At 43.9% G+C, this 14,368-nt stretch carries 10 protein-coding genes and 1 pseudogene; 5 read left to right on the forward strand and 6 right to left on the reverse strand.

All coding sequences use genetic code 11. The annotated features are described in order from the left end of the window. Window positions 1–278: 278 nt before the first annotated feature. From DW793_RS12255 to DW793_RS12265, 3 genes are all read right to left on the reverse strand, one after another. The gene (locus DW793_RS12255) at window positions 279–1,715 is read right to left on the reverse strand and encodes an LCP family protein (RefSeq protein ID WP_118158301.1); all 1,437 of its coding nucleotides are present in this window, start codon (window positions 1,713–1,715) and stop codon (window positions 279–281) included. A gap of 199 nt (window positions 1,716–1,914) precedes the next feature. Continuing rightward, window positions 1,915–4,248 carry a heavy metal translocating P-type ATPase gene (locus DW793_RS12260; RefSeq protein WP_118158302.1) on the reverse strand — a complete coding sequence of 778 codons (2,334 nt, stop codon included), beginning with the start codon at window positions 4,246–4,248 and terminating at the stop codon, window positions 1,915–1,917. Window positions 4,249–4,288: 40 nt separating this feature from the next. After that, complete coding sequence (locus DW793_RS12265; RefSeq protein ID WP_046441294.1) at window positions 4,289–4,654, reverse strand: ArsR/SmtB family transcription factor; 366 nt, start codon at window positions 4,652–4,654, stop codon at window positions 4,289–4,291. A gap of 641 nt (window positions 4,655–5,295) precedes the next feature. Here DW793_RS12265 and DW793_RS12270 point away from each other — a divergent pair. Further along, complete coding sequence (locus DW793_RS12270; protein WP_118158303.1) at window positions 5,296–5,967, forward strand: PAQR family membrane homeostasis protein TrhA; 672 nt, start codon at window positions 5,296–5,298, stop codon at window positions 5,965–5,967. A 44-nt stretch (window positions 5,968–6,011) separates the two neighbouring features. Here DW793_RS12270 and DW793_RS12275 read toward each other — a convergent pair whose 3' ends face one another. Both DW793_RS12275 and DW793_RS12280 read right to left on the reverse strand, forming a co-directional pair. Continuing rightward, a complete protein-coding gene (locus DW793_RS12275; RefSeq protein WP_117876675.1) occupies window positions 6,012–6,533 on the reverse strand; it encodes a hypothetical protein in 522 nt (173 codons plus the stop codon). Next, the gene (locus DW793_RS12280) at window positions 6,530–6,748 is read right to left on the reverse strand and encodes a helix-turn-helix transcriptional regulator (protein WP_117876677.1); all 219 of its coding nucleotides are present in this window, start codon (window positions 6,746–6,748) and stop codon (window positions 6,530–6,532) included. Before DW793_RS12280 ends, DW793_RS12275 begins: the two co-directional genes overlap by 4 nt. A 247-nt stretch (window positions 6,749–6,995) precedes the next feature. Here DW793_RS12280 and malQ point away from each other — a divergent pair, with 247 nt between their 5' ends. From malQ to DW793_RS12300, 4 genes and pseudogenes are all read left to right on the forward strand, one after another. Next, complete coding sequence (malQ, locus tag DW793_RS12285; RefSeq protein WP_118158304.1) at window positions 6,996–8,474, forward strand: 4-alpha-glucanotransferase; 1,479 nt, start codon at window positions 6,996–6,998, stop codon at window positions 8,472–8,474. Window positions 8,475–9,135: 661 nt separating this feature from the next. Continuing rightward, a pseudogene (locus DW793_RS12290) lies at window positions 9,136–11,516 on the forward strand (glycogen/starch/alpha-glucan phosphorylase). Between the two features lie 214 nt (window positions 11,517–11,730). After that, window positions 11,731–12,285: a phosphatase PAP2 family protein gene (locus DW793_RS12295; protein WP_022287647.1), complete on the forward strand. Its 555-nt coding sequence runs from the start codon at window positions 11,731–11,733 to the stop codon at window positions 12,283–12,285. 145 nt (window positions 12,286–12,430) lie between these two features. Continuing rightward, a complete protein-coding gene (locus DW793_RS12300) occupies window positions 12,431–13,204 on the forward strand; it encodes a polysaccharide deacetylase family protein (RefSeq protein ID WP_252969883.1) in 774 nt (257 codons plus the stop codon). A gap of 56 nt (window positions 13,205–13,260) precedes the next feature. Here the strand turns inward: DW793_RS12300 and DW793_RS12305 are convergent, their stop codons facing one another. After that, window positions 13,261–14,250 (reverse strand): TPM domain-containing protein, encoded by a 990-nt coding sequence (locus DW793_RS12305; RefSeq protein WP_118158305.1) that lies wholly within the window; start codon window positions 14,248–14,250, stop codon window positions 13,261–13,263. Window positions 14,251–14,368 lie beyond the last annotated feature (118 nt).

A 14,368-nucleotide genomic window follows, 5' to 3' on the forward strand; every position in this document is an offset into this window, starting at 1 on the left:
GTCAGTTGTTTCAATTATTTTTTCAATTTCCACTGGAAATTTTAATTGATATGGTGTATAATATTCTTGTGGTTGGTTATTCATGATACTTTAATTATACCACAAAAAAGACTGCTGTCTTGCTTTTTGGCAAGATCGCAGCCTTTTTTCTTGGGAACTTTTTTTACAGCCCCTTTTTTGTATAAAAAAAATTATATTAAAAACGCACAAACCATGCAGGGGACGAGCCCCTATATTTTTGCACATAAAAAGCCCTGCCGAAGCAGAGCTTTTCTTTTTTACTGGTTATATATCTCTTTTCTGAGAAGTGCTTTGCAGGCTTCAAAATCCACTTCGAGAATTGATTGACCGTCAGATGATGTGCCATATGAATAGGAATCATCATCAGGTATTCTCATGGACTTTATCTCGTAATTCATGGAGAATATCGCCTTATAGGTAAGAGCAAAAAGCTGTGTCTGGGACATATTGGTTGTAAGATGTGACATTGACGCTTTTGCAAATTTGTCTATAGTCAGCGGATCTGAGCTTTTCGCCTTTTCGATTATCTTTGTGATAACTGTTCTCTGGCGTTCTGTTCGCTGGAAATCTGCGTTGCCAACATATCTAAGTCTTGCATAGGCAAGTGCCTGATTGCCGTTTACATGGAGCTTCTTTCCGCCCTTATCAAGATAGTCTGTACCCTTTTTATTGCCAAGAAGCTTGTTTTGCTCTGCCATTGGAGGCTTCATACCCTCGGCCTCTTCATCGGAAATGTCAAGCTCGATACCGCCAACTGCGTCAACGATATCAACGAATGACAGAAAGTCGATATAAACATAATCGTCAACGGCAATATCAAAATTATACTCTATGGTATCCATAAGAAGCTCTGCACCGCCGTAAACATACGCCGCATTGAGCTTTGACCATGTGTCTATATCATTTCCGTCAGCGTCAACGCCCTTGATATTCACATACATATCACGCATGAAAGAGGTCATTGTTATCTCTTTTGTGGTGCTGTTAATGGAGAGAAGTATCATAGAGTCTGTTCTGCCACGCTCGTCAGCGTTTCTTGTATCAGAGCCTATAAGCAGGATATTTCGTACATCAGAGCTGTTCATGGAAGCATCTGTGTTCGTTCGCTGACCTCTTTCCACCTTGTTCACCATGCCTATGTATCGCCATATAAGCACGTTCGCCAATATGAAAACCACCAAAAGTATGATGATAAGCACCTTGAAAAAGGTTTTTATAGGGTGTCTTTTTTTATTTTCCACTTTGTTTTTACCTTTTTTGTTCGTCTGACCGTTACGGCTTTTATTGTTTTTCCCAAATTGCAGGTCATTATTTCGTCTTTGGGCTGAGGTCTTGTTGCTTTTTGCTGACTTGCCAGAACCTCTCTGCTTGCTCTGCCCGTTCTGCGGACGTGACGTTTGTCTGCTCTGTGTCTGCCGTCTTGGAGTGCTTTCTCTGTATGAGCCTGAGTGATCTGATGATGAACGGCTTCCCTGCCCGTATGGCTGAGCTGTACCCTGTGTATGATCATCAGGGTAGCCAGCGTCATAGTAATCGTCAAAGTCGTTCACGCCCTCGTCTATTTGCTGAACACGCTGTCCGCCCGCACCGCTTATGCGATTGAACTCGTCAAGCTGTCGCTGATATTCCTGTTCGTAGTAGTCCTGAGGCTTATTATCGTTTGTGTAGTTTTGTTGTCTGTCTTTATTAGCCACCTGACTGCACCTCCGTTCATTTTTACAATACCAATATTATAGTACATATCAGGCTTATTGTCAATGACAGAAAAAAAGGCGGAGCTTTTTCCAGCGTCCGCCTTTTTATTTTTACGTTGTTGTGGAGAAGCGGGCGAACACTGTTCGCCCCTACAAGCCAATGCCGTCTTTATGGGCATTTGCAGGTCTACACATAGCCTTATTTTATTCTGCTGCTTCTTAGGGCGTTGAGGATAGCTATTACGGCTACGCCAACGTCTGCGAAAACCGCAAGCCACATTCCTGCAAGTCCCAATGCACCGAATATAAGCACAAGGGCTTTTACTCCAAGGGCAAAAATTATATTCTCTCTTACTATTGTCATAGTCTTTCGGGATATCTTTACTGCGTCTGCTATGCTTGACGGATCGTCATTCATAAGCACAACGTCTGCGGCTTCAATGGCGATATCTGAGCCTAAGCCACCCATTGCGATACCGATATCGGCTCTTGCAATAACAGGTGCGTCATTTATTCCGTCCCCAGCGAATGCAACAAGTCTGCGGTCGGGGTCTTTTATAAGCTGTTCGACCTTTTCAACCTTGTTTTCAGGGAGAAGCTCACTGAAGAATGTTTTTATGCCCACTTTCTTTGCCACCTTTTCGGCGGTATCTTTCTTATCGCCTGTGAGGAGGACAGTTTCGACCCCAAGCTCTCTAAGTCTTGAAACGGCTGTGGCAGAGGTTTCTTTTATCTCGTCGCCTAAGAGTATCTCGCCTATGAACTTGCCGTCAAGGGCAACATAAACTGCCGTTGCGGAGTCTTCTGAGCTTTGTGCGGCGATACCGTTTGTTTCAAGAAGCGCTTTCTTTCCGCAAAGTATCTCCTTGGCGTCAAGCTTTGCTCTTACACCGTTTCCTGCTATCTCTTCAACATCAGAAAGTCTTGCACCGTCTATTTCCTTGCCGTATCTCTGCACTATGGAGATACCGATAGGGTGAGTTGACATACTTTCTGCATATGCGGCGGCTTCAAGGAGGATATCCTGTGAAACGTCCTGTGGGTTTACGCTGAGGACAGTGAACTTGCCCTTTGTGAGCGTACCTGTTTTATCAACTGCGAGAGTTTTGCACTTAGCCATTGTTTCGAGATTTTTTGCACCCTTTATAAGTATTCCCTTTTTAGATGCTCCGCCTATTCCTGCAAAGAAAGAAAGAGGCACCGAGATAACAAGTGCACATGGGCAGGATATTACAAGGAACAGAAGTCCTCTATAAAGCCATTTTGAGAACTGGTCAAAACCCAGAATGAAGCTTGGTATAAACACGAGTGCAAGTGCAGCAATTACTACCGCAGGGGTATAAACTCTTGCAAAACGTGTGATGAACTTTTCGGTCTTGGCTTTTCTTTCGCTGGAGTTTTGCACCATATCGAGAATTTTCGACACCGCAGACTCGTGGAAGGTATTTGTGACCCGAACTTTGAGAAGTCCTCTCAGGTTTGTTGAGCCACTGAGGACGCTGTCCCCTGCTTTGACCTCGACCGGAAGAAACTCACCAGTAAGTGCTGATGTATCAAGCTCTGATTCGCCTTCTGTTACGATACCGTCAAGAGGTATTCTCTCGCCTGTTTTTACGGCGATCATCTCGTCCTTGAGGATATCCTCAGGAGGAAGCTCGTATGTTTTGCCGTTTCTTACAACTGTTACAGACTCAGGCTTAAGCTCCATAAGCTTTGTGATAGATTTTCTTGACTTCTCTACTGCGATAGTCTGGAAAAGCTCGCCCACCTGGAAGAACAGCATAACGGCTGCACCCTCACGGAAATCTTTAAGTGCAAATGCGCCAACTGTTGCGATAGTCATGAGCAGTGATTCATCAAAAGCCTCGCCTTTAACAAGGTTTCTTACAGCGGCGATAACAACGTCAAGACCTGCAATAAGGTAAGCGGCTATTGCAAGGCCTGCACTGAGATACTCACATACAGTGCCGCTTCCAAGCTTATCCAAAAGCATTGATGCGATAAAGAACACGATAGCCACAGAAAGCTTGACTATCTCGCCCTTATGGTCATTCACAGGCTCTTCCTCTGCTGTCTGAGCACCATAATCCTTAACAGTAACGTCAGGCTCAAGCTGATGGACGGTATCTTCTATCATGATACGAAGGTCAGGGTTTGAGCCATCGGTCTTGACAGTAAGCTTTTTGCTGATAAAATCAACGTTTGATGAAACAACGCCTGCAAGCTCGCCCACACGGTTTGCTATCTTTTCACCGCAGTTAGGGCAATCGAGATCCTCCAGCTTCAAATAGAGAGTTTTCTCAACGCAATCGCCAAGCTCTTTCACGCTGACGTCAGGTTCAAGCTTATGGACGACGTTTTCTATCTGGGTAAAGAGGGCGTTTTTATCGCCGTCAAAATCAACTGTGAGCTTTTTATTGATAAAATCAAGGTTAGAGCTTTTAACGCCTGAAAGCTCGCCCACACGTTTCTCGATCTTTTCCGCACAATGAGGACAATCGAGTTCCTTAAGAAGCAAAGTCATTTTACTCATTTCACATTCTCCTATACTACAAAAAAACAGATCACTTTCTTTACTCGCTGATATGCTCGATACCCATATTGAGTATGATAGCGACGTGTTCATCGGAAACTGAATAATAAACTGTTTTTCCCTCACGTCTATACTTCACAAGTCTGGCCTGCTTTAGCACTCTCAGCTGATGCGAGATAGCGGACTGTGACATTTCCAACAGCTCGGCTATATCGCACACGCACATTTCGTCCTTTATAAGGGTAAAGAGTATTTTCACTCTTGTTTGGTCGCCAAGGACTTTGAAAAGCTCTGCCACGTCATATATCTCCTCCTCAACGGGCATTGTTTTCCCTATTTCCTCCATTTTCTCTATATTCTTTCCTCCGCACTGTTTATGCTCATGCTTTACTGTATTCTCGCTCATTTATTTTCGCGCTCCTTTTCTTATTATTGTTTTAGTATATTCGATATGGGTCATTTCAATTCATCATATGAATAACTGTTCATATGTTTATTATATCATATATTCATGTTTTGTCAAGGGGGGATTTGAAATTTTTTTGATTTAAGTTATTGGGGGTATTTTGTTTACATGGTACTGGTTGCATACCATGCGGGCGAGTTTGCTGTGCCGCAAAATCGCTTCGCTCTTTGCGGATTTACGTTTGCTTGGGGAAAGGGGAGGCGGTGCAGATTTTTGTGCTCCGATACAACTTTCATATAAAGCACCTCTTTTGCGTGCTTTCTTTACTTTAATCTGCACCTTGTCGGCTTACGCCGAATGAGGCTCTGCCTCATGCTCCGCTTAGGGCTTTGCCCTAAGAACCCACAAGCCCTCTAACGCCGGGCTTGAGCCTGCGTTTTATCTCTCGCTACGCTCCGTGTTGGGGCACAACTCTGGTCAGCTTTGCCCATTCCTAATTCCTCATTCCTAATTCCTGATTTCTCACTCCTCACTTTTTACACCTGTATTTAAACTTGACAAGTGTCTAAAAAAATGTTACTATACTATAGTAATAAAACTTATATGCAAATTCTCGGTCCTATCGGAAAGGAAATGATACTATGTCAAAATCTGTTGAGATCCAATCTCAGGATCTAACCAAAAGATACACCCTCGGCGAGGAGATCTTCAACTCCGTTTCACACGGTGCAGGCGGTCTGCTATCCATTGCCGGCACTGCCGTTCTTATCGTTCTCGCTGCCATTTACTCCAACGCTTGGGGCGTTGTAAGCTCCGCTATTTTCGGAGCTTCTCTTATCATACTTTACACCATGTCAACCCTTTATCACGCTATCACCAATCCGAAAGCCAAAAAGTTTTTCAGGATAATGGATCACAACACCATTTTCTTCCTCATTGCAGGCACCTACACCCCTATCACCCTTGTGCCTTTGAGAGGTGCGTTTGGCTGGGTGCTTTTCGGAATCGTCTGGGGTGCGGCTATTCTTGGCATTGTGCTTAACTCCATTGACCTTGAAAAGTTCCGCAAGCCTTCTGTTGTATGCTATATCGCAATGGGCTGGGTAGTTATAATCGCTGTTAAGCCTATAATAGAAAAGGTTTATCCGCTGTCATTGTGGTTTATCCTTATAGGCGGACTTTTCTACACTGTGGGCGTTATTTTCTATGTTAAAAAGAGCAAAAAATATTTTCACTCAATATGGCATTTGTTCACCATTGCGGGAAGTGTTTTCCACTACTTTGCGGTGCTCATGATGATAACTCACGAATAAGATAAAAAAATCCCGAGGGCGTTTTGAATGCTCTCGGGATTTTTTTACTCATTTTCTTCGTCGTCATCATTTTCCAATGTATCGATATACTTATTGTATTTCTTTATGGTGTGCTCATGCAGGAGATAGTCGATCACCATAGATACTGCAAAGCCTATAACTACATCTAATACAGCAGAGGAAACGCTGAATTTCGTATCGACAACCAGATCTATAACGGTAAACATGGCTGCAAAGACCAATGAATCAAGAGCATAAAACTTAATTCTGCTCTTTCTGCTCTTTTTGTCCGTACCTGTGTCAAGAGTCTTGCCTGTGAATGATCTCGGTATATCATAAATATGATTTTTACTGTTCACCACCGTATAGGTTATCATCATCACCACAACGCTTATAAGATCAGGCAATGGGTTCTGGTCGGTATACAACCGATACAAAAGCGAGATCAACACGCAGAATATCGACACTATGCCCACTGCCGCAAGGGCTGAATCGTTCGCCTGTTTGACACGCTCGTCAACACCATCTGTTATCTGAGTTTCAAGCTTTTCTTTGTTAAGTTTCATTTGTCATCTTTCCTTTCTTCCTTTTCTGTCCAAAACAGGTCGTTGAGAGTCTTATCCAAAGCGTCGCAGATAGCGACACAAAGCTTTAAGGTCGGGTTATAATTGCCTGATTCTATCATTCCGATAGTTTGTCTTGTTACGCCAACGGCTTTTGCAAGATCCTCTTGGTTCATATCCTTTTCAAGCCTTGCTATTTTCATTTTTTTATTTTTCAAGTTTTGCAGCCGCTCCTTTCTTTTTCGTTGATCATAGTATACATCATATTTTCTAAAATGTCAAGTATATTTTGCATTTTTCTCGATATTTTTTTCATTATGTCATGATTATTTTTATATGACAAGTCAGGGCGGCAAAATTAAAATAGTTCTTAACTGAAATATATGGCGGTTTTTCTATTGCAAAAATGGGGAAAAAGTAGTATAATTACAATGGTAAGTTGTACAAATATGAAAGGAGCATTTTATGCGTAGATCGGGTATTTTAATGCACATATCCTCTCTGCCTAACGATTATGGTATCGGAAAGCTTGGCAAGGAGGCTTATGCTTTTGTGGATTTTCTTGAAAAGGCTCACCAAAAATGTTGGCAGATACTTCCCATATCTCCTACAAGCTATGGTGATTCGCCATATCAGAGCTTTTCTGTTCATGCAGGAAATCCATACTTTATAGACCTTGAAGCTCTGGAAAAAGAGGGTTATCTGAAACCTGCGGAATACAAGGATATTGAGTGGGGCGATGACAAAGGGTCTGTTGACTACGGCAAGATATACGAGGTCATTTTCAAGGTGCTTAGGACGGCACACAAGCGTTTTCGCAAGAAGCCTGAAAAGGCATACTCAAAATTCGTGGTGGAAAACAAAGACTGGATATACGATTACGCTTTGTTTATGTCACTGAAATTTGCCAACAAGGGCAAGGCTTGGTATGAATGGGACGAACCGCTGAAAATGTACAAGCCTAAGGCGATAAAAAGTGCTAGAAAAGAATATGCAAATGATATAGACTTCTGGTGCTTTGTGCAGTATAAATATTTCCAGCAGTGGAAAAAGCTCAAGTCTTATGCCAATGAAAAGGGCATCGAGATAATAGGCGATATCCCCATATATGTGGCATATGACAGTGTTGAGGTGTGGAGTACACCGCAGTATTTCAGCCTTGACAAAGAGAAGAAGCCTGTTGAGGTGGCAGGATGTCCACCTGACGCATTCACGGCAGACGGTCAGCTTTGGGGCAATCCTCTTTACAACTGGGAATACATAGCAAGAGATAAATTCCGCTGGTGGGTAGAGCGTATAAAGGCGGCTTCTAACACCTATGACGTGGTGAGAATAGACCATTTCAGGGGCTTTGAAAGCTATTACTGCATACCATACGGTGCAAAGAACGCCAAAAAGGGCAAGTGGAGAAAAGGTCCTGACATGAGGCTTTTCAAAGAAGTGAGAAAACAGCTTGGGGACGTGAAGATAATCGCAGAGGACTTGGGCTTCCTTACAAAGCACGTTGTAAAAATGCTCAACACAAGCGGATATCCCGGCATGAAGGTGCTGGAGTTCGGCTTTGATTCTGATAATACAAACGGCTATCTGCCCCATAATTTTAAGACCACAAACAGCATTTGCTATACAGGTACGCATGATAACGAAACCATACTTGGCTGGATAAAGAGCTGTGATGAAAAGACCAGAAGCTACTGCAAGGACTATCTTGGAGTTACAAAAGACGAGTTCGTGCCTTGGGCAATGGTAAGACTTTGTTGGTCCAGCGTGTGTGATACAGCTATCGCACAAATGCAGGATATACTTTGCCTTGACGATAAAGCCAGAATGAATACACCGTCAACAGTGGGAGCAAATTGGAAGTGGAGATTGGAAAGCTTTGATAAGCTTGATGATACTTTGGCGGAGAGATTGGCGAAGATAACAGCGGTGTATGGCAGATAGAGCAACGCTCAAGTGAGGAGTGAGGAATGTGCATAGCTTGTCAGAGTTGTGCACAAGCACCGAGCGTAGCGAGCAATAAAGCGCAGGCTCAAGCCCGACGCTAGAGGGCTTGTGGGGTCAAGGGGCAAAGCCCCTGCGGAGTTTGAGGCAGAGCCTCAATAGGCGTAAGCCTACAAGCGGTGCAAAGTAAAACTAAAAAGCACATGAAAGTTTGATACCAGATAAAAGTAATATCGTAGAATTAAATCTGCACCGCTTTTCTATCCCTTAGCGCAACGTAGATCCGCAAAGAGCGACAGCGATTTTGCGGCAGAAGAAAGTTGACCAAAACATTGTAGGGAAACGGCTCAATTTCTGTTTCACAGAAATGCGACATCCCACTCAAAGTGACAAGGTTTAAATTATCCAGAATTTGTGCAGAGCAACATTGTGCGGATAACACAAATGAGATCGCAGTTGAAACGGCGAGGGGTGCGGGACGCCGAGGGCGTCGTCCCCTACGGTGCGGTGGGAAAATTTTCATGGTTATTGAGCCATGTTGTTATCGTTGCTTGTTTCTTCGACGGGCAAACGATGTTCGCCAATACCATACGTTGTGCGGATAATCACAAAGTACAAAATACAATAGAATACATAAAATGTCAGAAAGGATAAAAAACCAATGAACAAAGAACTGTTTTACAGCGAACTTAGTAAAGACCTGAAAAAGAAGTTTGGCACGAGCGTTGAAAAAGCTCTGCCTTGGCAGCTCCACGAAAGCCTGTCGGCTACTGTTATGGAGCTTATTGACAGCGATTGGGAGAACAGCAGAAAGGCTCACCTTGACAGCCGCAGAGCCTGCTATCTCTCTATGGAGTTCCTTATGGGCAGAGCCGTTTATAACAATCTCCTTTGCCTTGGTATCACTGACGAGGTGGACGAGCTTTTGAAGGCTCACGGCAGAAGTCTTAATGACCTTGAAGAAATAGAGGACGCTGCCCTCGGCAACGGTGGTCTTGGCAGACTTGCCGCTTGCTTCCTCGATTCCGCCGCCGCTCATGACCTGCCTTTGGACGGCTACGGAATAAGATACAAGTACGGTCTTTTCAAGCAGAAGATAGTTGACGGCTTCCAAAAGGAAGAGGCTGACAACTGGACTAAGTACGGCGACCCTTGGTCTAAGAGATGCGAAAATGACAAGGTAGTCGTTAAATACGGCGACCAAACCGTTTACGCTGTGCCTTATGATATGCCTGTTATCGGCTTTGGCACTAAAAACGTTGGCACACTCAGACTTTGGCAGGCTGAGAGCGTGGAGGATTTTGACTTCGCTCAGTTCGACTGCGGTAACTATGACGGTGCCGTAAAGGCTAAAAATGACGCTGAGAACATCTCAAAGGTGCTTTACCCTAACGATAACTGTGAAGAGGGCAAGATACTCAGACTTAAACAGGAATATTTCTTCTCCTCCGCTTCTGTGACGGATATTCTCAAAAAGCATTTGGCTAAGTTCGGCACTCTTGACAACCTTGGCGACTATATTACTATCCAGCTTAACGATACTCACCCTGTTATCGCTGTGCCAGAGCTTATAAGACAGCTTTGTGCTGAGCATAGCTATGACTTTGACAAGGCTTTTGAGATCGCCCACAAGGTCTTTAACTACACAAACCACACTATCATGGCTGAGGCTCTTGAAAAGTGGGATTGCAGACTTGTGGAAAAGGTAGTGCCTGAGGTCTACACATATATCCTTATGATAAACGAGCGTTTTATAAAGGATATGTACGCTCTCAAAAAGGACAGAGAATATATCTCTAAGCTTTCTCCTGTTGGCGACGGCATGGTTAAAATGGCGTTTATGGCTATCTATGTTTCAAGCTATATAACGGTGTTGCGGCTATCCACACTGATATACTGAAAAAGGGCGCTCTCAAGGATTGGTATGAGCTTTATCCTGAGAGATTTCAGAACAAGACCAATGGTATCACACAAAGACGTTGGCTTGCACTTTGCAACCCTGAGCTTTCCGCACTTATCACAAAGCTTTTAGGCAATGCAGACTGGGTGAAGAACCTGGACGAGCTTAAAAAGCTTGAAAAATATGCTGATGATGAGGCTGTGCTCAACGAGTTCATGGCTGTTAAGGAGGCTCAGAAGAACCGCCTTGCCGCTTTTGTAAAGGAGCATGACGGTGTTGATATCGACCCGAACACTATTTTTGACATTCAGATCAAGCGTTTGCACGAATACAAGAGGCAGTTCCTTAACGCTTTGTCTATACTTTACATTTACTATGGCATCAAGGACGGCTCTATAAAGGACTTCACACCGACAACATTTATTTTCGGTGCTAAGTCTGCACCGGGATATCGCAGAGCAAAGGCTATCATCAAGCTTATTGGCGAGATAAGCAAGCTTGTGAACGCTGACCCTGACACAAAGGATCTTATCAAGGTGGTTTTCGTACAGAACTACAACGTTTCCTATGCGGAAAAGCTTGTTACTGCGGCTGATGTTTCCGAGCAGATATCTACGGCAGGCACTGAGGCAAGCGGTACAGGCAACATGAAGCTTATGCTCAACGGTGCGGTCACACTGGGAACATATGACGGAGCTAACGTTGAGATAGTTCAGGAGGCAGGCGAAGAGAACAACTACATCTTTGGTGCAAGAGTAGAGGAGCTGGCTGAGATAATGCCAAAGTATGACCCTAGGGAGATACTTTTCTCAAACGACAAGATAAAGCGTGTTCTTGACAAGCTTATTGACGGCAGTCTTTCAGATGGCGGCGTTCCGTCCAACGAGGAGGGCAGCTTCAAGGAGCTTTACAAGGCGCTCACTGACGGTGCAAGCTGGCACGTTCCTGACCACTATTACGTTCTGGGCGACCTTGAAAGCTATGTTCAGGCAAAGCTCAAGGTCAACGCAGACTACAAGGACAAGCTTGCATTCGCTAAGAAGTGCTGGCTGAACATTGCAAATGCAGGAAAGTTCTCTTCTGACAGAACTATCAAGGACTATGCAGAAAACATCTGGAAGATAGAGCCTGTTAAGTTGTAATTGGAAATCAAATTTCTATGCAAATTGAATTTGTTAAGGGTATGACACATGATTTTAAGCTTTTTATACACGAAAATGAACTTATCATAATATTAATTTGCGAAAATATGAACTAAAGCATTAATACACAAAGGACAGGCTCGTTTTTTGACGGGCTTGTCAGTTGATGTAAATATATTCAAGGGATAGATTTACATAAATGGCAGGAGGATAAATGTTAGACACCTTACTTAAACTAGACGGCGACATACTGTTATGGATACAGGACAACCTGCGTGCAGGGTGGCTCGACCCCATAATGAAATTCATAACATATCTTGCAAACGGAGGTGCGTTATGGATAGGCATATGCGTTTTACTTCTCATACTGAAAAAGACCAGAACAACAGGCATCGTGTGTTCATGCTCCCTTGCGGTGACTTTTCTTATAAACAACATCATTCTCAAAAACATTATTGCCAGAACAAGACCTTACGAGGTGGTCGAGGGGCTTAACAGGATAATAGGGGCACAATCGGACTTCTCCTTTCCCTCAGGACATTCGGGAGCTTCCTTTGCAGTGGCGGTGGTAATGTTCATGGAGATGCCGAAAAAATATGGCGTGCCTGCACTTATAGTGGCAACACTCATTGCGTTCTCACGGCTGTATGTTGGTGTACACTATCCATTTGACGTTATCGCAGGCGTTCTAACGGGAACGATATATGCTGTTATCACAGTGGCAATATACAGAAAATTCTTCAAGGACAAGAAACATTCTGAAAAATAAAAGACATTTGACGGGCGGTTTTTGACCGCTCGTTTTTTGTTGCTTTATCATCAAATTCTATTGAAAATCAAGTGGAAATATGCTATCATAGAGATAATAAATATGAAGGAGAAAATCTTATGAAAAAGGTGCTAAAACTATTCTTATGGGTGCTGTGGCTTTCAGCCTTGCTATGGGAGTGGGCTGTGGGACTGGCGAAAACAGCAGTCTGGAAAAAGAAAGCTCAAAGGCTGAGGACAGCAGTTCACAGAATAAGCGCAGACAGCTTCGTGACAAGTCTGACTACGGAAAAGTGATAGCCCTCACTTTTGATGACGGGCCAAATACGGACACCACGCCCCTTGTGCTTGACAAGCTTGAAGAACACGGCATTGTAGCTTCGTTTTTCGTTATCGGAAACAACATCACAGACGAGAGTGCAGAGGTCATGAAGCGTGCTTACAACATGGGCTGTGACATTGAAAACCACTCTCAGAGCCACCCTGACATGACAAAAATGACCGCAGAGGAAATAAAGGCCGAGATAGACTTTACCTCTGACAAGGTGGAAGAGGCTGTTGGCGAACGTCCACAGTTTTTCCGTCCGCCATATATTGCGGTGAACCAGACAATGTTTGACGCTGTGGATATGCCGTTTATATGCGGATACGGCGCAGAGGACTATAACAATGCCATAGGTGTTGAGGAGCGTGTTGAAAAGGTGCTTGCACAGGCTAGGGACGGGGGAATTATCCTGCTTCACGATATGAACGGAAACGTTCAGACAGTTGCAGCCCTTGATAAGATAATCCCTGCCCTCAAAGAACAGGGCTACGAGTTCGTTACCATAACAGAGCTTTTCCACGCAAAGGGAGTTGCCATTGACCCTGACTCCGAGATAATCTACAGCTACGCTGAGCAGACTGAAATGTACGGCTAAAAATGACAAACAAAACCGCCTGAGAGAAATAGCTTCTCAGGCGGTGATTTTTTTTATCAAGTAAATCGTGCCCCAGGCTGATCCTCCGGTGGGATAGGCGCTCCGCAATGAGGACATTCTGTACAAGTGTCTACGACATAGGTATAGCCGCAATATTCGCAGGCTTTTTCCTGAGCTGCGTCAGAACAAGGCTTTGCTTTGGCATATTTTCTCGCCTTTGGATTTATGCCTATCATAAGGCAGGCGTGCAGACACACAAATGCCAGAATGGCGATCGAAGTAAATAGCATAGTCCAATTTACTTTACTCTTCATTACGGTAGGCGTCAGGTCGTCAAATGATGTGCTGATAGCCGAGGACACTGTATAGCGTGTTCTCGCCGTGAGATTTTTCTGCAGCTCGTCATTGAAGCTGTTCGTTACTGATTCTGTCAGAACATCATCTGTATCATTGCCCTGCATACCCTCCCAATACCAATCCTCAAAGCCGTCAGAGGAAGAATAGCCGTCAGGAGTAGAGTAAACTATGAGCCAATGGCTCTCGTCCGCAAAGTGGTTCACATACAGATCATAGGCATAATTTTCAAGGTCTGAATAATTCCCCTGCCAATCGGAATTTTCCACTGTTATGACCGCAGGTGAGATACCGGTGCGGTTATAAAATGCCACCAGAGAGTTTCTAAGCTCTGCGGTGTTGCCAAGGACGTTTGCATTATCCTCCACAACGATTTTATAATCATAGTTCTGGGGAAGCTTATGAGGATGATGATAAGCCTCGGCAAACATAGAAAATGTGAATAAAATAAACGGCAGATAGAAAAGCAGCATAAGAAATCTCAAAGGACTTCTTTTTTCGGTTATGTCATAATCTGCATAGACATAGACAGGTCTGTGATGATCATAATATACATATCTTCTTGCGTCCGGGAAATAGGTGCTTCTTACGTGGCGTGAGCTTCTTCCTGAGCCTCCGTGTGAATGGCTGCTGTGATGCGAGCCTCCGTGTGACCCTCCTCCGTGAGAGCCGCCTCCCGATGAATGTGGCATTTATTATTTACCCCTTTGGTATGATATTAGCATAGTCCAAACTGCTGACTACAGTGGTGACAGGCTATGCTTATTTTGATATAATAAGAAGGTAATGGACTGACGGTCACCCCCTTAG

The sequence above is a fragment of the Ruminococcus sp. AM31-15AC genome (genome assembly GCF_003462045.1).
Lineage (GTDB): Bacteria > Bacillota > Clostridia > Oscillospirales > Ruminococcaceae > Hominimerdicola > Hominimerdicola aceti.